Origin of the sequence: Streptomyces sp. HNM0575, from assembly GCF_012726265.1 — a bacterium.
Classification (GTDB): Bacteria; Actinomycetota; Actinomycetes; order Streptomycetales; family Streptomycetaceae; genus Streptomyces.
Genome location: NZ_JAASAG010000008.1, coordinates 177,657 through 202,634, shown reverse-complemented (window position 1 = coordinate 202,634; position 24,978 = coordinate 177,657). Strand labels below are relative to the sequence as shown.

Sequence of the window (24,978 nt, the reverse complement as noted above, 5' to 3'; positions counted from 1 at the left end):
CCCCGTCTTGTGACCGAAGGGGGCCTTAGCCGCGGAGGGGGAGGTCTTAGACGGCCGGTACCGGCCGCGTAGGACCACCGCGCGGGTACTTACGACTTACGCGGACGGTCCTGCTCCACGGGGGCCGGGCATCCGGCGCCCGGCAGAGGTCGAATGCGGAACGGCCGCCGGGGCGTCGGCGAACGGCCGGAACGGCACACGGCCGAGCCGCCCGGCGCCTGTCCGTGGACATGCGACGCGGGGCGGCTCGGCCGGCGGTTCCGTCAGAGGCGGAAGCGGATCACTGCGCGGGCGGGGTGGGCGCGCTCGGGACCTTGGGCGCCGCGGCGAACAGGTCGAGGTACATGCCGCCCGCCACGAGCAGGCCGATCACCCCGAGGACGAGCCCGCCCAGCGCGACGGCCTTCACCCAGGAACGGGTCTCGGCACGCTTGGCGACGAGCGCCAGCAGCACACCGCCGACGAGGACCGCGAGCAGCGCGAAGATCCCGTTGAGGAGCGCGGTCGCGTGCCAGGGCGCCCCGTAGAGCGCGTTGATCTGGTCGGCACCGCCGCCGCCCTGCTGGCCCTGGGCGCTGCTCTCGATCTGGCCGATGAGCTGTTTGCGATCGCGCAGCATCTCGCTGAGCGAGGTGCCGGTGATGGAGCTGAGCCCCAGTCCGGCGCTGACGACGGCGGCGGCGCCGGCGCCGAACCCGCCGCGTGCGCGGACCGTCGTGACGGGCTCGTCCTCCGCGAAGTCCTCGTCGGCGTGCACGTCGTCCGAGAGGATCTCGGTGTCCTCGGCGGGGGCCGCGGAGGCGTCCTTGGCCGCCGTGTCCTTGCTCTTGGTGTCCGTGCTGGTGGTGTCCTTGTCGAGGCCCGTCTCAGTCGCGGCGCCGGCCTCTTCGGTCTTGTCGGTCTTGGTCGTCTCGGTAGCCATGCTGCGTCACCGTAGGGGCCGTTTCTGAGAGTCGGATGAGAGCCCGTTGTGGGGCTCGTCGCGAGGCGCCGGCACCGCTCCGCCCACACCGGCGACGACCGGTTCGGGCACCGGCTCGGGCACGGGTTCGGGGATGGGCTCGGGCTCGATGCTGATGCGCGGAAGCCAGCGTTCCATCCAGCGCGGCAGCCACCAGTTGGCGCTGCCCAGCATGTGCATCAGGGCGGGGACGAGCAGCGTGCGCAGCACGAACGCGTCCAGCGCCACGGCCGCCGCGAGGCCGATGCCGAACATGGCGATGATCCTGTCGCCGCTCAGCACGAACGCACCGAAGACCGCGATCATGATGACGGCCGCGGAGTTGATCACACGTCCCGTCTCGGCCAGCCCGACGCGTACGGATCTGCGGTTGTCGCCGGTCAGACGCCACTCCTCGTACATGCGGCTGACCAGGAAGACCTGGTAGTCCATCGACAGCCCGAAGAGCACCGACACCATGATCACCGGCAGGAACGGCTCGATCGGACCGGAGCCGCCGAGCCCCATCAGACCGCTGCCCCAACCCCATTGGAAGAGGGCGACGACGACTCCGCAGGCGGCCGCGACCGCCATCACGTTCATCAGCGCGGCCTTCAGCGGGATCCCGATGCTGCGGAAGGCGACCAGCAGCAGCGCACAGCCCAGCGAGACCACGACGCCCACGAACAGCGGCAGCTTGCCGAGGATCACCGAGGCGAAGTCGTCGTGTGCGGCCGTGACTCCGCCGACCTGCACGTCGAGGGAGCTGGAGCCGGTCGCCTCGGGCAGTACGTCCTTGCGCAGGTCCTCGACGAGCTGCGAGGTCCGCTCGGCCTGCGGTGCGCTGTCGGGTACGACGGTGATGACGCCGGTGCCGCCGTTGCCGTCCAGTTCGCTGCCCGAGACGTGCGCGACGCCCTCGACGTCGCGCAGCTTGTCGGGCAGCTTCTCGAAGTCGAGCTTGGCCTTGGCGTCGTCGATCTCGCCGACGAGCGTGAGCGGTCCGTTGGTGCCGGGGCCGAAACCGTCGGCGAGCAGGTCGTACGCCTGCCGGGTCGTGGTCGTACGGGGGTTGCTGCCCTGGTCGGAGGTGCCCAGCTGAAGCCCGGTCACGGGCACCGCCAGCACCACCATCACCAGCGCCGCGATGCCGCCGAGCAGCCGCGGGTGGCGTGCCACGAAGGCCGACCAGCGCGCGGTGGCGCAGGCGCGGGCGCGACTTCGGGGCTTGTGCGCCGCATCGGAGCCGGCGGCTTCGCCCGCCCCGTCGCCGGCATCGTCGCAGTCGCCGTCATGGCCCCCGGCCGCGCCGTCCGCGACCCGCGGGCGTGCCGCATCGCCGGAGGCAGCCCCCACCGGGCCCGCGCCCACCGAGGTCTCCCCGGCGCAGCTCTCCTCCCCGCCCACATGCAGTCCGTCCGGCAGCTCCGGCCCGTGCTCCGCGAGTCTGCGCCGCTCGCGTCTGCTCAGGGCGCGCTTCCCGATGACCCCCAGCAGCGCCGGTACGAGCGTCACCGACGAGAGCACGGCGAGCACCACGGTCAGCGAGGCGGCGACGGCGACCCCGTTCAGGAAGCTCAGCCGCAGCACGAGCATGCCCAGCAGGGCTATGCACACCGTCACTCCCGCGAACACCACCGCGCGCCCCGCCGACGCGACGGCCCGCTCGGCCGCCTCCCCGACGGGCAGGCCCTCCTTCAGGCCGCGCCGGTGCCTGGTGACGATGAAGAGCGCGTAGTCGATGCCGACGCCCAGCCCGATGAGGGTGCCGAGCATGGGCGCGAAGTCGGCCACCGTCATCACGTGGCTGAGCAGCCCGATGCCGAGGGTCGCCGTGCCGACGCTGACCAGCGCCGTCACCAGCGGCAGGGACATCGCGGCGAGCGAGCCGAAGGCGACCAGCAGCACGACGGCCGCCACGGCGATGCCGACCACCTCGCTCATATGGCCTTCCTGCTTCTCCGTCAGCGCGATGCCGGGGCCGCCCAGCTCGACGTCCATGCCCGGTACGTCCTGGCCCGCGCGCTGTGCCGTGTCGACGACGCGCTGCACGTCCTTCTTGTCGAGCTTGTCGACGGGCGCGTCGAAGGTCACCGTCGCGTAGGCGGTACGGCCGTCACGGCTGACGCGCTCCTGCTGCTCGCGGTCGCCGGAGCCCGGAGCGGAGCGCGAGCCGGAGCCCGAGTCGGAACCGGAGCCGGAGTCTGTGCCTGAACCTGCGCCGGAGTCGGTGGCCGAGCCGGAACCGGAGCCGCCATAGGGGCTCTGTACCTTGCCGACCCCCGGCAGTGCGGCGATGCGGTCGAGGGTCCGGTCCATGGTCTTCTCGACCTGCGTGTCCCGGACGTCGTCGGTGGCTGCGTCGGTGCCCTTGCCGGTGTGCCAGACGATCGTGTCGCTGTCGCCCTGCCGGTCGGGGAAGTTCTGGCTGATGAGGGTGTTCGCCCGCCCGGACTCGGTGCCCGGCACGTCGTACTGGTTGGAGTAGGACGATCCGCCCACGAGCGCGGAGGTGCCGACGCCCAGCAGCACGGCGCACCAGAGAAGGATCACTGCCAGACGGCGGCGCAGGCACCAGCGAGCGAGAGCCGTCATACGCGTTTCGACCTTTTCCGGGGAGGGCGGTGCGGTTCTTCCGTACGGGTCTTCCGTACGGGAATCCACGCGGTGCCGGGCGGGCGGGAGAGAAGCGGCGAACGGCGCATCGTGGGGACCGTGAGGATCGTGATGCGCTTGTGATGTTCCGTCCTGGCAGAGTGACACCGCGGAAAGATCGTTTGCCACCTTTGTGTCTATGACCACAAATGCGGCGCCGCCCTTGGTGTTACGGCACGTCATCACGTACGGGCGCCCGCAGGTAAGCACCGTCCGAGCCGTGTGCGAACGCGAATCTCCCGGTGCGGGGCGCCCCGCCCGTACGGCGAAGGAGGCGAAGAGCGCGACGAAGGGGCGGCCCGCTCGGGCCGCCCCTTCTCGATGCCCCAGGTCCTCCCCGGGTCAGCCCTCGACGCCGAGCTTCTCCAGGATCAGCTCGCGTACGCGCGCCGCGTCCGCCTGCCCGCGCGTGGCCTTCATGACCGCGCCGACGAGCGCACCGGCGGCCTGCACCTTGCCGCCGCGGATCTTCTCCGCAACATCGGCGTTGCCCGCGATCGCCTCGTCCACGGCGGCGCCGAGGGCGCCCTCGTCGGAGACGACCTTCAGACCGCGCTTCTCGACGACCTCGTCCGGCGTGCCCTCGCCGTCCAGCACCCCTTCGATGGTCTGCCGCGCGAGCTTGTCGTTGAGCGAGCCCTCCTGGACCAGAGCGCAGACCCGGGCGACGTCCTCCGGGCCGATGGGCAGGTCCGCCAGGTCGGTGCCGGACTCGTTGGCGCGGCGGGCGAGTTCGCCCATCCACCACTTGCGGGCCTGGTCGGCGGGCGCGCCCGCGTCGACCGTCGCCACGATCAGCCCGACGGCGCCGGCGTTGAGCACGGACTGCATCTCGTGCTGCGAGATGCCCCACTCCTCGCGCAGCCGGTTGCGGCGCACCCGCGGCAACTCCGGCAGCCCGGCGCGCAGTTCCTCGACCCACTCACGCGAGGGCGCCACCGGAACCAGGTCGGGCTCGGGGAAGTAGCGGTAGTCCTCCGCCTCCTCCTTGACGCGGCCGGACGTGGTGCGGCCGTCCTCCTCGTGGAAGTGCCGGGTCTCCTGGACGATCTTCTCGCCCGCGTCCAGCACCGCCGCGTGCCGCTGGATCTCGAACCGGGCCGCACGCTCCACGCTGCGCAGCGAGTTGACGTTCTTCGTCTCGCTGCGCGTGCCGAACTCGCTCTCGCCCTTCGGGCGCAGCGACAGGTTGACGTCGCAGCGCATCTGGCCCATCTCCATGCGGGCCTCGGAGACGCCCAACGCCTTGATCAGCTCCCGCAGTTCGGCGACGTACGCCTTGGCGACCTCGGGAGCCCGCTCCCCCGCGCCCTCGATCGGCTTGGTGACGATCTCGATCAGCGGGATGCCGGCGCGGTTGTAGTCGAGCAGCGAGTGCGAGGCTCCGTGGATGCGGCCCGTGGCGCCGCCGATGTGCGTCGACTTCCCGGTGTCCTCCTCCATGTGGGCGCGCTCGATCTCCACACGGAAGACCTCGCCGTCCTCCAGCTGTACGTCGAGGTAGCCGTCGAAGGCGATCGGCTCGTCGTACTGGGAGGTCTGGAAGTTCTTCGGCATGTCCGGGTAGAAGTAGTTCTTCCGCGCGAAGCGGCACCACTCCGCGATCTCGCAGTTCAGCGCGAGACCGATGCGGACGGCGGACTCGACGCCCGTCGCGTTGACGACCGGCAGCGCGCCGGGCAGCCCCAGACAGGTCGGGCAGGTCTGGCTGTTGGCGTCCGCGCCGAGCGTCGTCGAGCAGCCGCAGAACATCTTCGTGGCGGTGCCGAGCTCGACGTGGACCTCCAGCCCCATGACGGGGTCGTAGGTCGCCAACGCCTCCTCGTACGGCACCAGTTCGGTGACGGTCACTGGAAACTCGCCTCTCAGTCGTCGAAGAGGACGTCGTCGACGTCGAGCCGCCGCAGCTCACGCACCAGCAGCGCCACGCCCGTGACGATGCCCGCCGCCGACACGGCGACGTCGAGCAGCTGAAGCGTGTCGCCCTCGCGGCGGGCCTCCCTGCCGCGCTTGACGGTGCCGACCGCCCCGAAGAGGGAGGCCGCGATGGACACGTACATCCCGGTCCGGGACTTCTTGAAGCCCTTGGCCTTCTGTAGCTTTCCACTCACAGCGACGGTGCCTCCTCAAGCAGCGGGTGTCCCCAACGTGCCTGGTGAGCGGCTTCGAGAGCCGCACCGACACGATAGAGACGGTCATCGGCCATGGCCGGGGCGACGATCTGGAGTCCCACGGGGAGGCCGTCCTCCGGGGCCAGACCGCACGGTACGGACATGGCGGCGTTCCCGGCCAGGTTGGACGGGATGGTGCACAGGTCGGCCAGATACATGGCCATCGGGTCGTCGGCGCGCTCGCCGATCGGGAAGGCGGTGGTCGGGGTGGTGGGCGAGACCAGCACGTCCACCTCGCCGAAGGCGCGCTCGAAGTCGCGGGTGATGAGCGTGCGCACCTTCTGCGCCGAGCCGTAGTACGCGTCGTAGTAGCCCGAGCTGAGCGCGTAAGTGCCCAGCATGACGCGGCGCTTGACCTCGTCGCCGAAGCCCGCCTCACGGGTGAGCGCGGTGACCTCCTCCGCGGAGTGCGTGCCGTCGTCGCCCACGCGGAGGCCGTAGCGCATCGCGTCGAAGCGGGCGAGGTTCGAGGAGCACTCCGAGGGCGCGATCAGGTAGTACGCGGCGAGCGCCTTCGTGAACGACGGACAGGACACCTCGACGACCTCGGCGCCCAGCTCCCGCAGCAGCTCCACCGTCTCGTCGACGCGCTGGAGCACGCCCGCCTGGTAGCCCTCGCCGCGGAACTCCTTGACGACGCCGACCCGCAGGCCCGCCACGTCGCCGTTGCGGGCCGCCGTGACCACGTCCGGGACGGGCTGCTCGATGGAGGTCGAGTCCAGCTCGTCATGGCCGCCGATCACGGAGTGCAGCAGCGCCGCGTCCAGCACCGTACGGGCGCAGGGCCCGGCCTGGTCGAGCGAGGAGGAGAAGGCGACCATGCCGTAGCGGGAGACCCCGCCGTAGGTCGGCTTCACGCCCACGGTGCCGGTGACGGCGGCGGGCTGGCGGATGGAGCCGCCGGTGTCGGTGCCGATGGCCAGGGGCGCCTCGTACGCGGTGACGGCCGCGGACGAGCCGCCGCCCGAGCCGCCGGGGATGCGGGTCAGGTCCCACGGGTTCCCGGTCGGCCCGTACGCGCTGTTCTCCGTGGACGACCCCATGGCGAACTCGTCCATGTTGGTCTTGCCCAGGATGACGACGTCCGCTTCCTTCAACCTCCGCACCACGGTCGCGTCGTACGGCGGGATCCAGCCCTCGAGGATCTTCGAACCGACCGTCGTGGGCACGCCCTCGGTCGTGAACAGGTCCTTCACGGCAACGGGCACACCGGCCAGCGGACCGAGCCGCTCACCGCGTGCGCGCTTCTCGTCGACCTCGCGGGCCTTGGCGAGCGCGCCCTCCCGGTCCACGTACAGAAAGGCGTGCACCTTCTCGTCGACGGCGTCGATACGGGCGAGATGCGCCTCGGCCACCTCGACGGCGGTGACGTCGCCGCTCGCGATCCGCTCCGCGGTCTCCGCCGCGGTCAGTCTGGTCAGATCGGCCATCGCTCAGTCCTCCCCCAGGATCTGCGGCACCTTGAAACGCTGCTGTTCCTGTGCGGGGGCGCCCGAGAGCGCCTGCTCGGGCGTCAGGCTCTGCCGGACCTGGTCCGGGCGCATGACGTTGGTGAGCGGCAGCGGGTGGGAGGTCGGCGGTACGTCCTCGTTGGCGACGTCGGAGACGGTGGCGACTGCACCGATGATGTCGTCGAGCTGACCGGCGAAGTGATCCAGCTCTTCGTCCTTCAGCTCCAGGCGCGCCAGCCGGGCGAGGTGGGCGACCTCCTCGCGCGAGATGCCAGGCATGCAGCGGTCCTCTGGGTGAGTTTCGGATTGTCCGGGCCCAATCCTATGGCTCCGCGGCGGGGGCCCGTGCCGCCGGGCGGTTTCGGCGTTCGCGGGGGCGGTGTGCGGGGGGGGTGCGGGGCGGCGGTGGTGTGCGGCGGGTGGCGGGTGGCGGGTGGCGGGGGCGTCCCGCTCCGGCGCACATGTCCGGACGGCATGATTTACGCCCGACCTCACGGGACCAGATTGCAGGGTTCGCATCGGGCACAAATCACGCTTGAGTGTCCGGCCACGCACGCCTGCGCGGCCCGCCCCCCTCCCGTGCGCTCGCGGCTATCCCAAGTGGCCGGACACGCACGCCTGCGCGGCCCGCCCCCGAAACCACACACGCTCCGGAGGCGAACACGGCCTGCCCCGTTACTGCACCGGCTGCCATCCCGTGGGGCGGTTTGCGTCGTGGGACTGGGTCGGGTTGGAGGGGCCGCCCGACGACCGCTGGGTCCCGCTCGCCGGGCCCGGGTGGGAGCGGGTGGAGCCGGCGGCCGACGCCGAGGGGCCGCGCTCCAACTGGGGCCGCGCACGGGCGCGTTCCAGGGAGTGGGGTACGCCGTCCCGTGCCCGCAGCCATGCCGTCGTCTCGTCGGGCGGCATCGCCGCCGCCACGAGCCACCCCTGCACCGCGTCGCAGCCCAGGTCCCGCAGGCGCTCCCAGGTCTCGTCGTCCTCCACGCCCTCCGCGACGACCAGCAGGCCCAGCGAGTGCGCCAGGTCGACGGTGCAGCGCACGATCTCCGCGTCCTCCGCGTCCACGGCGAGCCGGGCGACGAAGGAGCGGTCGATCTTCAGCTCGCTGACCGGCAGCCGCCGCAGATGTACGAGCGAGGAGTAGCCGGTGCCGAAGTCGTCGAGTGACATCTTCACGCCGTGCCCCGCGAGCGCGGCCAGCGTGTCCGCCGCGCGCTGCGGGTCCTCCAGCAGAACGTGCTCGGTGATCTCCAACTGGAGCGCGCCGGCGGGGACTCCGTGCCGTGCGAGTCGTCCGGCGACGCCGCCCGCGAAGCCGGGGGCGTGTACGTCGCGCGGTGAGACGTTCACGGCGACCGGCACGGTCAGACCGTCCGAGCGCCACTTGGAGACCTGCCCGAGGGCCGTCTCCAGCACGTACTCCGTCAGGCGCGGCATCAGCCCCGACGTCTCGGCGATCGCGATGAACTCGTCCGGGGGGACGCGTCCCCGCTCGGGGTGCACCCACCGCACGAGCGCCTCCAGGCCGGAGACGACGCCGTCGAAGCCGACCTTCGGCTGGTAGTGCAGCTCGACCTCGCCCGCGTCGAGGGCGCGGCGCAGGTCGGCGAGGAGGGCCAGCCGGTCGGGGGTGTTGCTGTCGCGCGTGGCCTCGTAGACCTCGACGCCCGTACGGTCGCGCTTGGCCTCGTACATCGCCACGTCGGCCCGGCGCAGCAGCCCCTCGGCCTCGCGGGCGTGCTCCGGGAAGACCGCGACTCCCGCGCTCGCCTCCAGCACCAGCGTCAGGCCGTCCAGGTCCAGCGGTGAACCGAGGGCCGAGACGAGGGTGCGGGCGGCGCGCATCGCGCTGGTCGTGGAGTCGGCCAGCGGCAGCAGTACGGCGAACTCGTCGCCGCCGAGCCGGGCGGCCTCCGCGCCGCGCGGCAGCTCCGCGCGCAGCCGTTCCGCGATCTTCAACAGCAGCCTGTCGCCCGCGAGATGGCCGAGGGTGTCGTTGACGGAGCGGAAGCGGTCGAGGTCGATGAGCACGAGCGCGGAGCGCGCCTCCGTGCGGTCGGCCTCGTCCAGTGCGGACCAGGTCCGCTCCAGCAGCCACTGCCTGTTGGGAAGGCCCGTCAGCGGATCGCGCAGCGCCTCCTCGGCGCGGACCCGGGCGATCCACAGCGTGGAGTCCAGGGCGATGAGCGGCACCGCGAACAGCGGCAGCAGTATCGACCGGTACGCGGCGACCACGGCTATCAGCGGCGATATGCCCAGCAGCGCGACCACTACGAGGCCCTGGCGCAGCAGCGCCCTGCGAAGCGCGGTGGGCAGACCCGTCTTGTGCGGCACGTGCGAGAACCACAGCAGGACGCGGGTGACCAGCAGATAGGCGAAGGACGCCATGACGATCTCGGGCAGGGCCGTATAGCCCCAGTCGCCGGGCATCCAGGGATTCGCGACGGACGCGTGCACGCCCACCGCCGCGAGCGACAGGGCCGCGGCGCCGATGCCGAGGATGTCGACTGCGCCCTGCACCACCGCCTGCCGCCAGCGGTGCCGGCGCACGGCGCCCACCAGCACCACCACGGCGAGGCTGACCACCACGGCCGGCGCCCAGCCGTAGAGCAGCAGGATCGCCAGGGTGAGCGCGGCGCCCGAGCCGGTGCCGCTCCACCAGCGGTCACGCCCGAGCGCGACGAGGTGACCCACGATCAGGCCCGTCAGGACCGCCAGCGACCACCCCGTGACCGCGTCCGGGAAGAGCGCTCTGCCGTCGGTGACGACCCGGAACACACATGTGCCGAGAACGATCCCCGCCCCGACGACGACGAGAACCGGCAGTCCGGGCACGCGCAGCGCTGCCAGACGCTGCACCCACGGCACGTCCTCCGCTCCGGCCGTGGACCCCGTACTCCCGCTCGTGCCGTCGGGCAGGCTGGAGTACGGGGGGCCGTGGCCCCCAGGAATTTCCTGCATGCCCGTCCCTCCGCCGGCCGTCTGTGCCTGCTTCCCCAAACCAGGCACACACATCAACAGTAGGCCGCGCAGCGCCTTCAGGGCAGCGATCGGCCCGGGTTGACTGTGTGCGACCCGGCTGATCCGGCCCCATTCACGCACAACAGCCGATAACTGTGCGGCTTCTGAGTGCATACCCGGGCGCAAACGCATGGGACACCTGTGACGGGAACTCAACAGTGGGGAAACCGGGATGACTTGAAGGGCCTTCAGTGCCCTATTCGGGATGCTTTTCGGCCACTTCGCGGGCAGCGTCCGGGCCTTCCTCCAGAAGAACGGCGAGACCGTCATCGTCCAAAATAGGCACCTTCAACTGGACGGCCTTGTCGTATTTCGACCCGGGGCTCTCTCCCACCACCACGAACCCGGTCTTCTTCGAAACGGATCCGGTCACTTTCGCACCACGCTCCTGTAGGGCCTCCTTCGCACCGTCCCGCGTGAACGTCGCGAGGGTCCCGGTGACCACTACGGTGATCCCCTCCAGGGGTCGCGGGCCCGACTCGCCGGAGCCCTCCTCCTCCATCCGCACGCCCGCGGCCCGCCAGCGCTCGACGATCTCGCGGTGCCAGTCCTCGGCGAACCAGGCCTTGAGGGACGCGGCGATGGTCGGCCCGACGCCCTCGGTGGCCGCCAGCTCCTCCTCGTCGGCCTCGGCGATGCGCTCCATCGAGCGGAACTCCCTGGCCAGCGCCTCCGCGGCGACCGGCCCCACATGACGGACCGACAGCCCGGTGATGATCCGGGCGAGGGGACGGTCCTTGGCGGCCTCGATGTTCTCCAGCATCGTCAGCGTGTTCTTCCGCGGCTCGCCCTTCAAGTTGGCGAAGAGGGTGACGACCTTCTCCTGGCCCGTCTCCGGATCGCTCTTCGGCAGGCCCGTGTCCGGGTCGAGGACATAGGACTTGATGGGCAGCAGGTCCTCGGCCTTCAGGTCGAAGAGGCCGCCCTCGTCCTTCAGCGGCGGCTCGGACGGCTCCAGCGGCTGGGTCAGCGCCGTGGCCACCACATACCCGAAGTGCTCGATGTCGAGGCACTTGCGCCCGGCGAGATAGAACAGCCGCTCCCTCAACTGGGCCGGACAGGAACGGGCGTTGGGGCAGCGCAGGTCGATGTCGCCCTCCTTCATGGGGCGCAGCGCCGTACCGCAGTCGGGGCAGTGCGCGGGCATCTCGAACTCGCGCTCGCTGCCGTCCCGCAGATCCGCGACGGGGCCGAGGATCTCCGGGATCACGTCGCCGGCCTTGCGCAGCACGACCGTGTCCCCGATGAGGACGCCCTTGGAGCGCACCACCTCCTGGTTGTGCAGGGTGGCGAACTCGACCTCCGAGCCGGCGACCGTCACCGGCTCGACCACCGCGTACGGCGTGACCCGGCCCGTGCGGCCGACGCCGACGCGGATGTCGACCAGCCTGGTGTTGACCTCCTCCGGCGCGTACTTCCACGCGATGGCCCAGCGCGGTGCGCGCGACGTCGACCCCAGGCGCCCCTGGAGGCGCACCTCGTCCAGCTTCACCACGACGCCGTCGATCTCGTGCGCCACCGAGTGCCGGTGCTCGCCGTAGTGGGCGATGAACTCGCGGACGCCGGCGAGGCCTTCGACCACCTTCGTGTACTGCGAGGTGGGCAGGCCCCACTCGTGCAGCAGCCCGTACGCCTCGCTGAGCCTGGCGACGTCGAGGCCCTCGTGGGCGCCGATGCCGTGCACCACCATGTGCAGCGGGCGCGTGGCCGTCACCTTCGGGTCCTTCTGGCGGAGCGAACCCGCCGCGGCGTTGCGCGGGTTGGCGAACGGCTTGTCACCGGCCTCCACCAGACGTGCGTTGAGCTCCTCGAAGCGCTCCATCGGGAAGAAGACCTCCCCGCGGACCTCGACCAGCTCCGGGATCCGCTCGCCCGCCAGCCGCTCCGGGACGTCCGCGATCGTGCGCACGTTGGGCGTGATGTCCTCGCCCGTGCGCCCGTCTCCGCGGGTGGCGGCGCGGGTGAGCCTGCCGTGCTCGTACGTCAGGTTGACCGCCAGGCCGTCGATCTTCAGCTCGCAGAGGAAGTGGTGCTCCACGCCCTCGAGTTCGCGGGCGACGCGCTCGGCCCACTCGCCCAGCTCCGTGTCGTCGAAGGCGTTGTCGAGGGACAGCATGCGCTCGCGGTGGGCGACTTCGGTGAACTCCGTCTCGTACTGACCCGCGACCTTCTGGGTCGGCGAGTCGGGCGTGACGAGCTCCGGGTGCCCGGCCTCCAGCGCCTCCAGCTCACGCAGCAGCCGGTCGAACTCGGCGTCGCTGACGACCGGGGCGTCCTTCACGTAGTACCGGAAGCGGTGCTCCTCGATCTGCTCGGACAGCAGCTGATGCCGCTCGCGCGCTTCGGCGGGCGCTGCCGCCGGCTTCGACGTCTGCTCTTTGCCGGCCACCGTCTCGTCCTCCCGTCACTCAGGGTCGTCGGCGAGGGATCTCGCCGCCCGGACACAGTGGGCGAGCGCCGCACGCGCATACGCGGGCGAGGCTCCCGCCATACCGCACGCGGGGGTGACCACGACCGACTCCGTGAGGAGAGCGGGGGACAGCCCGAGCCTGCGCCACAGCGCCCTGACACCACTGACGCTACCGGCAGGGTCCGACAATCCAGCCGACGGCGGCCGGTCCCCCGGCACCACCCCGGCGAAGAGCACCGTCCCGCCCTCGACGGCCTCGCCGACCGCGTCGTCCTCACCCTCGGTGAGCAGGGCGGCGTCGAACGAGACGCCGGCGACGCCCGCGCGGCGCAGCAGCGCGAACGGCGGCCGCGGCGCGCACGTGTGCACGACGACGGGCACGTCCTGCGCCGCGAAGGCGCCGGTGATCTCCCGCAGCGCGCCCTCGGCCACCGCACGGTCCACGGCGCCGTGGCTGCGGTATCCGCTCGCGGTGGGCACCCGCCCCAGCAGCACGGCCGTCAGCATCGGCTCGTCCAGCTGAAGCACGGGGCGCGCACCGGGCACCCTGCGCCGTAGGTCCGCAAGGTGCGCCAGCAGACCCTCGGTGAGGGACGCGGTCACGTCGCGGCAGGCGCCCGGGTCGCCGAGGACGGCCTCTCCGTTGCGCCGCTCCAGGGTGGCGGCAAGAGTCCACGGGCCGACGGCGGAGAGCTTCAGCGCGCGCCTCCCGCCGTCGCCGCCCCACGCGTCGCCCTGTGTGAACTCCTCGACCGCGTCGAGGTCTTCGCCCAGCCACGACCGTGCACGCCGGGTGTCGCGTCCCGGCCGGTCGCTGATCCGCCAGCCGCTGGGTTCGAGGTGCGCGTACAGCTCGGCGAGCAGTCCCACGGTGCGCCCCGTCATGTCGGCGCCGGGCCCGCGCGCCGGGAGCTCAGGGAGGAACGGGAACGCCTCCAGCGTGCCCGTGACCGTACGGGCCGCCTCGCGTGCGTCCTCTCCGGGCATCGAGCCGATGCCGGTGGCGGCGCCCGCGCCCCACACGGGGCCGCCCGCGTTCCCCGCGCTCTGCCGGTCCTGGGTGCCGTGCGCGCTGTGGGTGCTGTGCGCGCTGTGGGTGCTGTGCGTGCTCATGCGACCGGCTTCACTGTCAGGTCCGTGACCTCCGCGCCGCGCGGCATGTCCAGCGCGGTCAGCAGAGTCGTGGCGACGGCCTCCGCCGGGATCCACCGCCCCGGGTCGTACTCCTTGCCCTCCTGGCGGTGCACCTTCTCCTGCATGGGCGTGGCGGTGCGCCCCGGGTAGACCGAGGTGACCCGGATCCCGTTGCCGCTCTCCTCGGCGCGCAGCGCGTCGGCGAGGGCCTTCAGACCGTGCTTGCTCGCCGCGTACGCCGACCACTGCGGATTGGCGCGCAGCCCCGCACCGGAGTTGACGAAGAGCACGTGGCCGCGGGCCAGACGCAGCTGCGGCAGCAGCAGGCGGGTCAGCTCCACGGGTGCGACGAGGTTCGCGGCGAGCGTCTGGTTCCAGACCCTCGCGCTGAGTTCGCCGACGCCGCCCAGCTCGACGACGCCCGCGATGTGGTGGAGCGAGTCCAGCTCCCCCGGCAGGTCCTGCTGGCCGAGGGCCCAGGAGAGCCGCTCCGGTTCGCCGAGGTCGCCGACGACCGTACGGGCGCCCTCGAAGCGCTCCCTCAGCTCCTTGGCGCGGCCGGCGTCGCGCGCCAGCAGCCACAGTTCGTCGCCGCGTTCGAGAAGCCGCCGGGTGACGGCGGCGCCGATGCCCGAGCCGGCACCGGTGATCAGATGCGTTGCCATGCCCCCATCGTCTCCCAGCCGCGGTACGGCAGATGACCCCGGTGGCGGGCGGGCGCCGCCGCACCGGGTGCCCGCCGCTCACCGATGAGTTTCCGCGGGGCGTCCGGTCTGACCGCTGTGAGCCGGGCGGCACCCGTGTACGGGCGTCCGGGAGAGGTTCGTACGAGGGAGGCAGCGGTGCCGGCGGACACGGACGCGGAGACGGCCACGGCCACAGCCACAGCCACGGCCACGGCCACGGAGACAGTCACGGAGACAGTCACGGGCAGAGACGAAGGCACGGTCACGGGCGCGGGCCCGTACCACGGGGCGGCCGCGGAGACGCCCGCCGCCGAGACGCACGGCCTGGTGAAGGTCTTCGGCGTCGACCGCGCGGTCGACGGCATCGACCTTCGCGTGCCCGCCGGTTCGGTCTACGGGGTGCTCGGACCGAACGGCGCCGGGAAGACCACCACCGTGCGGATGCTGGCCACGCTGCTGCGCCCGGACGGCGGGCAGGCACGCGTCTTCGGGCACGACGTGGTGCGCGAGGCCGCCGCCGTGCGCGCCAGGGTCAGCCTCACCGGCCAGTACGCCTCCGTGGACGAGGACCTGACCGGTACGGAGAACCTCGTACTGCTGGCACGGCTGCTCGGCCACGCCAAGCCCGCCGCACGCGAGCGCGCGGCCCGGCTGCTGGACGCCTTCGGGCTGGCGGACGCGGCACGGCGCCAGGTGAAGCACTACTCGGGCGGCATGCGCCGGCGCATCGACATCGCCGCGAGCATCCTCGGCACGCCCGAACTGCTCTTCCTCGACGAGCCGACGACCGGGCTCGACCCCAGGAGCCGCAGCCAGGTATGGGACATCGTGCGCGCGGTCGTCGCGCAGGGCACCACGGTGCTGCTGACCACGCAGTATCTGGACGAGGCCGACCAGCTCGCGGACCGCATCGCCGTGATCGACCACGGGCGGGTCATCGCGGAGGGCACGCCGGGACAGCTCAAGTCGTCGGTCGGGGCGGGCTCGGTGCATCTGCGGCTGCGCGACGCGGGGCAGCGCGAGGCGGCGCGGCGCGTGCTCGCGAAGGCGCTCGCCGCTCAAGTGCAGCCGGACAGCGACCCGGTGGCGCTGACGGCGCGGGTGCCGGGGGACGGGACGCGGGGCGGAGCGACCGCACAGGCCGCGCAGGCGCTGGCCGAACTCGCGCGCGCAGGGATCACCGTCGACCACTTCTCCCTGGGCCAGCCCAGCCTCGACGAGGTCTTCCTGGCCCTCACCGACCGGCCGGCGCACGCCACGGCAGGCGCCACGGCGGACGCGACCCCGAACGCGACCGGCACGGACACGACCGCCTCAGCGGCGGCCGCGACCGCACCCGCGACGACCGCACCCGCGACGACCGCTTCGGCAGAGGAGGCGACCCGATGAGCACCGCTGCCGGCCGGTCCGTACAGCCCCGTACGCCCGCGCCTCGTGCCGCGGCACAGCCGCAGCCCCCGGCCGGGCCGGCGACCGGACTGCCCGCCGGGCTGCTGGCCGGCAGCCGGCCGCCCCGTCCGGGCGCGCTAACGGTGTGCATGGCGTTCGGGCACCGGGCGATGCTGAAGATCAAGCACGTGCCCGAGCAGCTCTTCGACGTCACCGCGTTCCCGGTGATGATGACGCTGATGTTCACGTACCTCTTCGGCGGTGCGCTGGCTGGCTCGACGGGCGAGTACCTCCAGTTCCTGCTGCCGGGGATCATGGTGATGAGCGTCGTGATGACCACGATGTACACGGGGGTCTCGGTCAACACCGATATCGGGAAAGGGGTGTTCGACCGCTTCCGTACGCTGCCGATCTGGCGGCCCGCCCCGATGGTCGGCTATCTGCTCGGCGACGCCTTCCGCTACACCACGGCCTCGGTGGTGATCCTCGGCGTGGGGCTGCTGCTCGGCTTCCGCCCGGCGGGCGGCGTGACCGGGGTGCTGGCGGGGATCGCGCTGCTGGTGGTGTTCTCCTTCGCCTTCTCGTGGCTGTGGACGATGTTCGGGCTGCTGCTGCGCACGGAGAAGTCGGTGATGGGCGTCAGCATGATGGTGCTCTTCCCGCTCACCTTCCTCAGCAACATCCTCGTGGAGCCGGCGACCATGCCGGGGTGGCTGCGGGCGTTCGTCGAGGTCAACCCGGTCACCCATCTCGTCGCGGCGGTACGGGGGTTGATGGCGGGCGAGTGGCCCGGCGCCGAGATCGGCTGGACGCTCACGGCGGCCGCCGTGCTGGCCGCGGTGTTCGGGACGCTGACGATGCGGCTCTACAACCGCAAGTAGACGGCGCCGCGCCGGACGCCGCGCCGGACGCCGCACCGGGCACCTGCCCGGACGCCTGCGCGGCCCGGCACGCGCCCCAGCCGTAAGGCCCCCGTCACGCCTCCAGCAGCCGCAGCGCGCTCGCCCCGTCGTCCGCGAAGGCGACCAGCTCCGACAGCGGCAGCGGCAGGAAGCCCTCCGCCTCCATGCGGGCGAGCTGCTGCCGCAGGCCGTCGTAGTAGCCGGCGGTGTTCAGCAGCACGACGGGCTTGGCGTGCAGCCCGTGCTTCTTCAGTTCAAGGATCTCGGTGGCCTCGTCCAGGGTGCCGGTACCGCCCACCATGATCACGAACGCGTCGGCGCGGGCGAGGAGTTGAGCCTTCCGCTCGGCGAGGTTCGCCGTGACGACCATCTCGTCCGCGTCCTCGCGGGCCTTGCTCTGAAGGAACTCCACCGAGATCCCCACGAGCCGTCCCCCGGCCCCCTGCACGCCGTCCGCGACGACCTTCATCAGTCCGACGTCCGATCCGCCCCAGACCAGGGAATGTCCCCGGCGGCCGATAAGCTCGGCGAATTCGCGTGCCGACTCCGTGTATACGGGGGCGAGTTCGGCCGCGGAGCAGAAGACGCAGATGTTCAAGGGGGAACTGTCCTTGGAGACCATGGACAGCAGCCTAGGGCGGGGCCTGCGCGGGCACATGGTGGTCTGCGGTGACAACGCGCTCGCGCAGCGGGTCACCAGGGAGCTGGCCACGGTCTACGGACAGCACGTCACGGTCGTGCTGCCGTCGCTGCGCGGCGGCAGCCACGGCCCGCAGATCGCCGGACTCATCGACAGGCCGGGGATGTGGGTGGAGGCCGTCGAGACCCGGGTGCCCGACGACGACGCGCTCGTACGGGCGGGCATCGAGCGGGCCAGCGCGCTCGCGCTCACCTCGGGCGACGACCAGCTCAACATCTACACCGCGCTGCGCGCCCGCCGGATCAACCCGCGGGTGCGGCTGGTCATCCGCATGTTCAACGGCAACCTGGGGCAGTACCTCGTGGATCTGCTGGACCGGGCCGCGCGGCTCAACAGCCCGCGCCGTCGCGGCAGTCGGCAGACGTCCTCCGCGGAGGACGCCACCACGACGGTGCTCTCCGACTCCGACACCGCCGCGCCCTCGATCGTCGCGGCGGCCGTCGTCGGCAGCGCCAAGGTGCTGTACGCGGACGGGCTGTTACTGCGCGCCAAGGAGCGCACCCTGCGCACCGTCGACCGCCGCAATCCGCTGTGCACTCTCGCGCTGATGCCCGCCACCGGGGACACCGAGAACGGCGAGGGCGCCTCCGACGACAGCGAGAGCGAGAGCGACCAGGAGGGCGCGGGCGACGGGGGTGGCGACGGCGACGGGGCTCAGACCGCCGACGACGGGGGCGGCGCCCGTGACGACCGGAGCGACCGCGAAGACCGGGGCGACCGGGGCGACCGGGGCGAGGCCCACGGGAACGGCGGCGCGCCCGCCGGTCACGGCCCCGGCGGCTCCCAGGGTTCCCACGGCTCCCACGGCCCCGGCACCGCCGCGGGCTCCGTCCCCGCCCCGGGCTCCGGCACCGCCCCGGGCCGTGCGCCCGGCCATGCGCCCGGCCGCGCTCCCCGCCACCGCGGCGCCCCCGGCCGCGGTCCCGTACTGCTCCCGGACGACGAGGAGTTGAGCGGGCTGCCGCCGTCGCGCGAGGCGGTCGTGCTGGAGGCGATCACCCGCAGGCCCAGCCACGCGGCCGGCCCCCGGTCGTCGAGGCTGCCGCGGATGCCCGCCGTGCAGCGGCTGTTCTCGCGCCGGCTGCGCTACTCCCTGCTGGCCATGGCCGGCGTGGTGCTCGCCCTCGCCGCGGTGCACTGGGTGATCAGCCGTGACTCCCCCCTGCACGCGGGATACGTGACGCTTCTCGACCTGTTCGCCATCAACGAGCCGAACCTCGAGGAGCCACCGGCCGAACAGATCCTCCAACTGCTCGCCGGGCTGACCGGGATGGCGCTGCTCCCGCTGCTGCTCGCCGTGGTCCTGGAGAGCTACGGCTCGTTCCGCAGGACCGCCGCCCTGCCCACTCCCCCGCGCGGCCTCGGCGGCCACGTGGTGCTGGTGGGTCTCGGCAAGGTCGGAAAGCACGTGCTGGAGCGGCTGCTTGAGCTGAACATCCCCGTCGTGTGCATCGAGCAGAACGACGAGGCGCGCGGCATAGCGCTCGCCCGCAGGCACCGGGTGCCGACGCTGATCGCCGACGTCACGGAGGACGGCGTGCTGGAGGACGCCAAGATCAAGCGCAGCCGCGCCCTCCTCGCCCTCACCAGCAACGACGGCATCAATCTGGAGGCTTCGCTCAACGCCCGCCAGATCAAGCCCGAACTGCGCGTGGTGATGCGGCTGTTCGACGACTCGTTCGCCACCACCGTGTACCGCACCCTCCGCGACACCTATCCCGCGGCGCAGACCCACAGCCGCAGCGTCTCGGCCCTCGCGGCCCCCGCGTTCGCGGGGGCGATGATGGGCCGGCAGGTGCTCGGCGCGATCTCGGTGGGCCGCCGGTGCTGGTCTTCGCCGCCGTGGAGGTCCGGGGCAATCCGCTGCTGGAGGGCCTCACGGTCGAGCGTGCCTTCCAGACGGAGGCCTGGCGCGTGGTCGCCATGGACACGGCCTCGGAGGACGAGCGGCAGCAGGACCTCTCGTCCGTCACGTACACGGGCGCGAGCGAGCTGGAGTGGCGTCTGCACCCCGGTTACGTGCTCAAGGCGGGCGACCGCGTCGTGGTCGCCGCGACCCGGCGCGGTCTCAGCCGGCTGCTCGCGGCCGGTCCCGCACCCAGCAGGCCGCACATCCCGGGCACCGGGGAGCACCGGTTCCCGGACCCGCGCACGCCCTGATCCGTGCGCGGGGTCCGTACGCGGCCTTCAGTACAGGGAGTTCAGTGCACGGCGTTCAGTGCACAGCGTTCAGTACGCGGTGATCCCGTACGCCCGAACCCCGTTGGGGGGTCCCCCCGAACACGCCAGGGGGACCGTGCCCCGCCCCCGTACGAGAGGGGCGGGAGCAGACAGCAAAATCGTTTCTCAAAGCCTGAAGTGGAAGATTCCCCAGGTGAGTTGACGCTGATTGCCGCCGCTGACCCAGTGGCCCAGGCCCTTCTTCATGTTGGTGAGGTACTCCGAACTCACCTTCCCGGCAAGCCCTTCGATCCCCAGCGCCTCCTGGCGCTCGGTCTCCTCCAGCACGCGCCCGTAGTGGTTCACGAGCTGCTCGCGGTGCTCCTCGAAGCCTCCGCTGCTGGCCGAGCTGAACCCGAGCCGCGCCAGCTCACGCCGGTAGAAGCCGGGCGAGCCCATCGTGTCGAGATGGATGCGCTCCAGGATCGGCTTCAGTACGGCCGTGGAGGTGCCGTCCGCCGCCATCGGGTCGGTGAAGACGAGCTGTCCGCCCGGCCGCAGCACGCGCGTGACCTCCTCCAGCACCCGTGTGCGGTTGCCGCTGTGCAGGAAGGCGTCCTGCGACCAGACGACGTCCACGCTGTCGTCGGGGTAGGGGATGCTCTCGAACGAGCCGTCCACGACCTCGACCTTGTCGGTGAGGCCGCGCTGGGCGTTGAGTTCGCGGTTCCGCTCGTTCTCCACCTCGCTGAGGTTCAGCGCGATGACGCGGCTGCCGTACGTCTCGGCCAGGTACCGCGCCGAGCCGCCGAAGCCCGCACCCAGGTCGAGCACCACCGACGACTCGTCGAGGTCGAGCTTCTCCGCCATCCGCTGCACGGTGCGGCGGCTGGCGTCGGCGATGGGCTCCTCGGAGCTCTCGTAGAGACCGATGTGGATGTCCTCGCCGCCCCACACGGATGCATAGAACTCGTCGGCGTCGGACGAGTTGTAGTACGTGCGGGCCGTGCTCACGGCGGCCGAGTACGCACCTTCGCCCTCCTCGTCCATGCGGTACTCCTTCTCCGCGACGTGCACAAAGAAGTCCGGCTGTTCCTCACGGTAGGTGTGCTGGAAGTCGCCGTAGGTCTCGATGTGCTGGAATCCCACCTCGGACATGAGCCGGCGCGTGTAATCCTTGCGCAGCGGAAACATGTTGAGGTGATACACGGAGCTGTCGGAGAAGTTGTACCGCATGCGGCACAACCCCTCGTCCAGATACTCCGGTTCGACGGCCACGTCCTCGCCGCAGTAGTAGTACGTGTGCTTGCTGGAGAATCCGCGGTCCAGCATCGCGTCGTAGTTCCGCTGGTCGAGGATGAGCACTCCGTCGTGCTTCAGCATCGCGTAGAACTCGGCCAGCGCCTTGCGGCGGTCGCGCTCCGAGAACAGGTGCGTGAAGGAGTTGCCGAGGCAGACGATGGCGTCGTACTCCCCGTGCACGTCCCTGTTGAGCCAGCGCCAGTCCGCCTGGACGACGCGGAGTATGTGACTTCCGTTCTCCATTCCGTTCTTGAATGCCTTCGACAGCATGTCGGCACTGCCGTCCGCACTGACGGCGTCGAATCCTGCTTCGAGCAGTCGCACCGAGTGGAACCCGGTCCCCGTGGCGACGTCGAGCACACTCTTCACGCCCCGCTTGCGCAGCAGGTCTATGAAGAAATTGCCCTCACTGTGTGAGCGCTTTTCCCAATCAATGAGAGAGTCCCATTTGTCGACGAAGCTCGGGACGTATTCCTCCGTGTAGTGACCGGTTTCCCGGACGTCGACAGGGTTCTCTCCGAATTCCTGCGTCGGTCGCGCGGTAATGGGGTACCTCCGATTGCTGAGAGGGTGGCCTACGGCGCGGCCGACCCGGGACGCCAAGGCTTCAGTCACGGGCACCGCGCGCTCGGACTCCAGCGCATAGCTATCCACCCAAGCCCGGGTCTATGCCACCTAACCGAACGGTCGGCTCCTTGTTCGAGCGTGAACCGCGCTCCCACCAGCACGTTTGCGATCTCAGGTTTCCGGAGGCCGAGTTGTCCCGAAACCAGGACAGTTGGGTATGCTGCAAGCCCAGCACGACAATTCGGCACACCCTGCACCGAACACGGCGAGAACACATGGCGAAGAGCACCTCGTTCAGCACGCGTGACATCGGCATAGACCTTGGCACCGCCAACACGCTGGTGTACGCGCGCGGACGCGGCATCATCCTCAACGAACCGTCGGTCGTGGCGGTCGAGTCCCGCACCGGAAAAGTGCTCGCCGTGGGCACGGAAGCGAAAGAGGCAGTGGGCCGCACTCCGGGCTCCATCACCGCCACGCGTCCTCTCAAGGGCGGCGTCATCACGGATTTCGAAGCCACCGAGGGAATGCTGCGGCATTTCATCCGCGCGGCGAGAGTGGGGCGCGGCAGAGGACCGCGGGTCGTCGTATGCGTTCCGAGCGGCGTCACGGGAGTCGAGCGGCGCGCGGTCCTTCAGACGGCCGCGAGGGCCGGTGCGCGTTCCGTGCATCTCATCGAGGAGCCGATGGCGGCCGCGATCGGCGCCGGGCTGCCTGTGCACGAGGCGCGCGGCTCGATGGTCGTCGACATCGGCGGCGGCAGCACCGAGGTGGCGATCATCTCCCTGGGGGGCACGGTCGTCACGCACTCCGCACGCGTCGCGGGCGACGCCCTGGACGCGGCCATCGCGTCGTACATCGAGCTGCACTTCGCCATAGGGGTCGGTGAACGCACCGCGGAGGACGTCAAGATGTCGATGGGCAGCGGCGTTCCGACGCCGGTGCGCGGCCGGGACAAGGAGACCGGCATGCCCAAGACCGTGGAGCTGAGCGAGGACGAGATCCGCGAGGCGACGGAGAAGCCGGTCGCGGCGATCGTCGACGCGGTGCGCACCGCGTTCGACGCGTGCCCGCCGGAGCTGTACGGCGACATCATGGAGCGCGGCATCGTGCTGACCGGCGGCGGCGCCCTGCTGCACGGCCTGGACGAGCGGTTGACGAAGGAGACGGGCATGCCCGTCTATGTCGCGGAGGAGCCGCTGAGCTGTGTCGCCGTGGGCACGGGCCGCTGCCTGGAGGAGTTCGACAAGCTGGAGAAGGTCTTCAGCGGCACGGTGCACGGGGCGTAGGCGCCCGGCCCCCGGCTTCGGCCGGGGCGCCACGGGCACGGCGGGCGGCCCCCGGGGCGGTGGCGTTCCGCAAGTCCCCCGGCGGGCGGCCCTGTTGCGGCCGCCCGCCGTGAAAAGTCTCTCCGTCAGGCGCTGTTGACGCCCGCGGGGCTGGTCCGCTCCGTCGTGGCGATCGTCGCCGAGCCGATGACGCGCGTGCCGTCGTAGAGGACGATTGCCTGGCCCGGGGCCACGCCGCGTACCGGTTCGGTGAAGCGGACCCTCAACTCGGCCCCGTCGTCCGCCGGTTCGGCGGTGACCTCCGCCTCGCCGCCGTGGGCGCGCAGCTGGGCCGTGTACGTGCCGGGTCCTGCGGGCCCGGTGCCGCACCAGCGGGGCTTGACGGCGGTCAGCGCCGCGACGTCGAGGGAGGCGGCGGGGCCGACGGTGACCGTGTTGTCCACCGGTGAGATGTCCAGCACGTACCGCGGCTTGCCGTCGGGCGCCGGGTGCCCGATGCGCAGGCCCTTGCGCTGGCCGATGGTGAAGCCGTAGGCGCCCTCGTGGGTGCCGAGCTTGTGGCCGTCCTCGTCGAGGATGTCGCCCTCGGAGGTGCCGAGGCGGCCGGCGAGGAAGCCCTGGGTGTCGCCGTCCGCGATGAAGCAGATGTCGTGGCTGTCGGGCTTCTTCGCGACGGCGAGGCCGCGCCGCTCCGCCTCTTCCCTGATCTCGTCCTTGCTGGTGAGCGTGTCGCCGAGGGGGAACATGGCGTGCGCCAGCTGACGGGCGTCGAGCACTCCGAGGACATAGCTCTGGTCCTTGGCGGCGTCGCTCGCGCGGTGCAGCTCGCGGGTGCCGTCGTCGCGCGTGACCACCGTGGCGTAGTGGCCCGTGCACACCGCGTCGAAGCCCAGGGCCAGCGCCTTGTCCAGCAGCGCCGCGAACTTGATCTTCTCGTTGCAGCGCAGGCACGGGTTCGGCGTACGGCCCGCCTCGTACTCGGCGACGAAGTCCTCGACGACGTCCTCACGGAAGCGCTCGGCCAAGTCCCAGACGTAGAAGGGGATCCCGATGACGTCCGCGGCGCGGCGGGCGTCCCGGGAGTCCTCGATCGTGCAGCAGCCGCGGGCGCCGGTGCGGAACGACTTCGGGTTCTCGGAGAGGGCGAGGTGCACGCCCGTGACGTCGTGGCCCGCCTCGGCGGCGCGCGCGGCGGCGACGGCGGAGTCCACGCCGCCGGACATGGCGGCGAGGACACGCAGCCTGAGAGCGCCGCCGACGGGCGGCCCGTGGGTGCGGGAAGCGTCAGTCATAACCCGTCCAGGGTAGACGCAGCGGGCCGCGTCCCCGTAAGCGAGCGGAACCGGGACGGCGGGCGCGAGCGTTTGACCGGTCATGGGATCGGTCTCTCGGCGCACTTGGCTCATCGGCGGCGGCAGCGGCGTGGCACTGGCCGCGGCCGCCGCCCTCAACTGGGACACGGCCTCGCGCCTGTGGTGGCGCGTACCGGGGGTCGACAAGCAGCGCAAGGAGGGCGAGGTCGACGAGCCCGGCGTGCACTGGGTCGCCGCCTCGGAGGGGAATCTGCGCTTCGCGGACCGGCCCGCCGACTACGTCATCGACCGCGTCGTGATCCACGTGACCGAGAGCGACTTCCGTACGGCTGTGAAGGTGTTCCGCGATCCCCTGCACGAGGCCGCCGCGCACTATGTGGTGCGGGCGAGCGACGGGCGGACGGTGCAGATGGTGCGGGAGCTGGACGTCGCCTACCACGCGGGGAACCGCGGCTACAACGAGCGCAGCATAGGCATCGAGCACGAGGGCTTCGTCGACCGTCCGCAGAACTTCACGGAGGCGATGTACCGGTCCTCCGCGCGGCTCACGGCCCGTATATGCAAGCGGTACGCCATACCCGTCGACCGGAAGCACATCGTCGGGCACAACGAGGTGCCGGGCGCCGACCACACCGATCCGGGGCCGCACTGGGACTGGAAGCGGTACATGGGCTACGTGCGCGAGGCTCGCGAGGCCGAGGCGCGGGGCGGCTCCGCCGCGCGTCGGTGAAGCGGCAGGGCGGTGGGCCGCCGGGCGGTCAGGCCCTCGGTGAGCCGCCGGGCGGGGTCAGTAGCCGGCGGCGGCCACGACCGGCCGCCACGGCCCGGCAACCGTCACGGCCCGGCAGGACCGACCGCCCGGCGCCGGGCCGTGACGAAGGTGCC

General features: G+C 71.6%; 18 protein-coding genes. 5 read left to right on the top strand and 13 right to left on the bottom strand.

All coding sequences use genetic code 11. From position 1 onward, the window contains the following. Positions 1-280: 280 nt before the first annotated feature. From HCC61_RS20185 to HCC61_RS20140, 10 genes are all read right to left on the bottom strand, one after another. Complete coding sequence (locus tag HCC61_RS20185) at positions 281-922, bottom strand: hypothetical protein (protein WP_169137298.1); 642 nt, start codon at positions 920-922, stop codon at positions 281-283. Between the two features lie 6 nt (positions 923-928). Continuing rightward, positions 929-3,535, bottom strand: coding sequence for an MMPL family transporter (locus HCC61_RS20180; protein ID WP_169137297.1), 2,607 nt, complete (start codon positions 3,533-3,535; stop codon positions 929-931). 402 nt (positions 3,536-3,937) lie between these two features. Beyond that, positions 3,938-5,446, bottom strand: coding sequence for an Asp-tRNA(Asn)/Glu-tRNA(Gln) amidotransferase subunit GatB (gene gatB / locus HCC61_RS20175; protein ID WP_169137296.1), 1,509 nt, complete (start codon positions 5,444-5,446; stop codon positions 3,938-3,940). Positions 5,447-5,460: 14 nt separating this feature from the next. Beyond that, on the bottom strand, positions 5,461-5,706 hold the full coding sequence (locus HCC61_RS20170; RefSeq protein ID WP_169137295.1) for a hypothetical protein: 246 nt from the start codon (positions 5,704-5,706) through the stop codon (positions 5,461-5,463). Continuing rightward, positions 5,703-7,196, bottom strand: a complete 1,494-nt coding sequence (gatA, locus tag HCC61_RS20165) for an Asp-tRNA(Asn)/Glu-tRNA(Gln) amidotransferase subunit GatA (RefSeq protein WP_169137294.1) — start codon at positions 7,194-7,196, stop codon at positions 5,703-5,705. Before gatA ends, HCC61_RS20170 begins: the two co-directional genes overlap by 4 nt. Positions 7,197-7,199: 3 nt before the next feature. Next, a complete protein-coding gene (gene gatC / locus HCC61_RS20160) occupies positions 7,200-7,496 on the bottom strand; it encodes an Asp-tRNA(Asn)/Glu-tRNA(Gln) amidotransferase subunit GatC (RefSeq protein ID WP_169137293.1) in 297 nt (98 codons plus the stop codon). Between the two features lie 396 nt (positions 7,497-7,892). Continuing rightward, positions 7,893-10,181 carry a bifunctional diguanylate cyclase/phosphodiesterase gene (locus tag HCC61_RS20155; protein WP_169137292.1) on the bottom strand — a complete coding sequence of 763 codons (2,289 nt, stop codon included), beginning with the start codon at positions 10,179-10,181 and terminating at the stop codon, positions 7,893-7,895. Between the two features lie 256 nt (positions 10,182-10,437). Continuing rightward, entirely contained in the window at positions 10,438-12,630 is a 2,193-nt protein-coding gene (gene ligA / locus HCC61_RS20150) for an NAD-dependent DNA ligase LigA (RefSeq protein WP_169137291.1), read from the bottom strand. 15 nt (positions 12,631-12,645) lie between these two features. Further along, entirely contained in the window at positions 12,646-13,764 is a 1,119-nt protein-coding gene (locus HCC61_RS20145) for a methionine synthase (protein ID WP_169137289.1), read from the bottom strand. After that, positions 13,761-14,450, bottom strand: a complete 690-nt coding sequence (locus HCC61_RS20140) for an SDR family oxidoreductase (RefSeq protein ID WP_169137287.1) — start codon at positions 14,448-14,450, stop codon at positions 13,761-13,763. Before HCC61_RS20140 ends, HCC61_RS20145 begins: the two co-directional genes overlap by 4 nt. Positions 14,451-14,795: 345 nt before the next feature. On the opposite strand from HCC61_RS20140, the gene HCC61_RS20135 reads away from it, so the two are divergent. Next, on the top strand, positions 14,796-15,860 hold the full coding sequence (locus HCC61_RS20135; protein WP_169137543.1) for an ATP-binding cassette domain-containing protein: 1,065 nt from the start codon (positions 14,796-14,798) through the stop codon (positions 15,858-15,860). Continuing rightward, the gene (locus HCC61_RS20130; protein ID WP_169137285.1) at positions 15,857-16,741 is read left to right on the top strand and encodes an ABC transporter permease; all 885 of its coding nucleotides are present in this window, start codon (positions 15,857-15,859) and stop codon (positions 16,739-16,741) included. The genes HCC61_RS20135 and HCC61_RS20130 overlap by 4 nt, the downstream gene beginning before the upstream one ends. A gap of 94 nt (positions 16,742-16,835) precedes the next feature. Here the strand turns inward: HCC61_RS20130 and HCC61_RS20125 are convergent, their stop codons facing one another. Beyond that, a complete protein-coding gene (locus tag HCC61_RS20125) occupies positions 16,836-17,384 on the bottom strand; it encodes a TIGR00730 family Rossman fold protein (protein ID WP_240969134.1) in 549 nt (182 codons plus the stop codon). Here HCC61_RS20125 and HCC61_RS31535 point away from each other — a divergent pair. Then, complete coding sequence (locus HCC61_RS31535) at positions 17,383-19,845, top strand: NAD-binding protein (protein WP_346777295.1); 2,463 nt, start codon at positions 17,383-17,385, stop codon at positions 19,843-19,845. The two genes, HCC61_RS20125 and HCC61_RS31535, sit on opposite strands and share 2 nt — an antisense overlap. Here the strand turns inward: HCC61_RS31535 and HCC61_RS20110 are convergent. After that, entirely contained in the window at positions 19,809-21,470 is a 1,662-nt protein-coding gene (locus HCC61_RS20110; protein ID WP_346777307.1) for a methyltransferase domain-containing protein, read from the bottom strand. The genes HCC61_RS31535 and HCC61_RS20110 overlap by 37 nt on opposite strands. 296 nt (positions 21,471-21,766) lie before the next feature. Here HCC61_RS20110 and HCC61_RS20105 point away from each other — a divergent pair, with 296 nt between their 5' ends. Continuing rightward, positions 21,767-22,780 (top strand): rod shape-determining protein, encoded by a 1,014-nt coding sequence (locus tag HCC61_RS20105; RefSeq protein ID WP_169137283.1) that lies wholly within the window; start codon positions 21,767-21,769, stop codon positions 22,778-22,780. A 125-nt stretch (positions 22,781-22,905) separates the two neighbouring features. Here the strand turns inward: HCC61_RS20105 and mnmA are convergent, their stop codons facing one another. Then, positions 22,906-24,072: a tRNA 2-thiouridine(34) synthase MnmA gene (gene mnmA / locus HCC61_RS20100; RefSeq protein ID WP_169137281.1), complete on the bottom strand. Its 1,167-nt coding sequence runs from the start codon at positions 24,070-24,072 to the stop codon at positions 22,906-22,908. 82 nt (positions 24,073-24,154) lie between these two features. On the opposite strand from mnmA, the gene HCC61_RS20095 reads away from it, so the two are divergent. After that, positions 24,155-24,823, top strand: a complete 669-nt coding sequence (locus HCC61_RS20095; RefSeq protein WP_169137279.1) for an N-acetylmuramoyl-L-alanine amidase — start codon at positions 24,155-24,157, stop codon at positions 24,821-24,823. Positions 24,824-24,978 lie beyond the last annotated feature (155 nt).

Bases quoted from the DNA above. Each gene is read 5' to 3' on its own strand.
- HCC61_RS20185 (WP_169137298.1), bottom strand. From the start codon at position 922: ATGGCTACCGAGACGACCAAGACCGACAAGACCGAAGAGGCCGGCGCC.
- HCC61_RS20180 (WP_169137297.1), bottom strand. From the start codon at position 3,535: ATGACGGCTCTCGCTCGCTGGTGCCTGCGCCGCCGTCTGGCAGTGATC.
- gatA (WP_169137294.1), bottom strand. From the start codon at position 7,196: ATGGCCGATCTGACCAGACTGACCGCGGCGGAGACCGCGGAGCGGATC.
- gatC (WP_169137293.1), bottom strand. From the start codon at position 7,496: ATGCCTGGCATCTCGCGCGAGGAGGTCGCCCACCTCGCCCGGCTGGCG.
- HCC61_RS20155 (WP_169137292.1), bottom strand. From the start codon at position 10,181: ATGCAGGAAATTCCTGGGGGCCACGGCCCCCCGTACTCCAGCCTGCCC.
- HCC61_RS20145 (WP_169137289.1), bottom strand. From the start codon at position 13,764: ATGAGCACGCACAGCACCCACAGCGCGCACAGCACCCACAGCGCGCAC.
- HCC61_RS20140 (WP_169137287.1), bottom strand. From the start codon at position 14,450: ATGGCAACGCATCTGATCACCGGTGCCGGCTCGGGCATCGGCGCCGCC.
- HCC61_RS20130 (WP_169137285.1), top strand. From the start codon at position 15,857: ATGAGCACCGCTGCCGGCCGGTCCGTACAGCCCCGTACGCCCGCGCCT.
- HCC61_RS31535 (WP_346777295.1), top strand. From the start codon at position 17,383: ATGGACAGCAGCCTAGGGCGGGGCCTGCGCGGGCACATGGTGGTCTGC.
- HCC61_RS20125 (WP_240969134.1), bottom strand. From the start codon at position 17,384: ATGGTCTCCAAGGACAGTTCCCCCTTGAACATCTGCGTCTTCTGCTCC.
- HCC61_RS20105 (WP_169137283.1), top strand. From the start codon at position 21,767: ATGGCGAAGAGCACCTCGTTCAGCACGCGTGACATCGGCATAGACCTT.
- mnmA (WP_169137281.1), bottom strand. From the start codon at position 24,072: ATGACTGACGCTTCCCGCACCCACGGGCCGCCCGTCGGCGGCGCTCTC.
- HCC61_RS20095 (WP_169137279.1), top strand. From the start codon at position 24,155: ATGGGATCGGTCTCTCGGCGCACTTGGCTCATCGGCGGCGGCAGCGGC.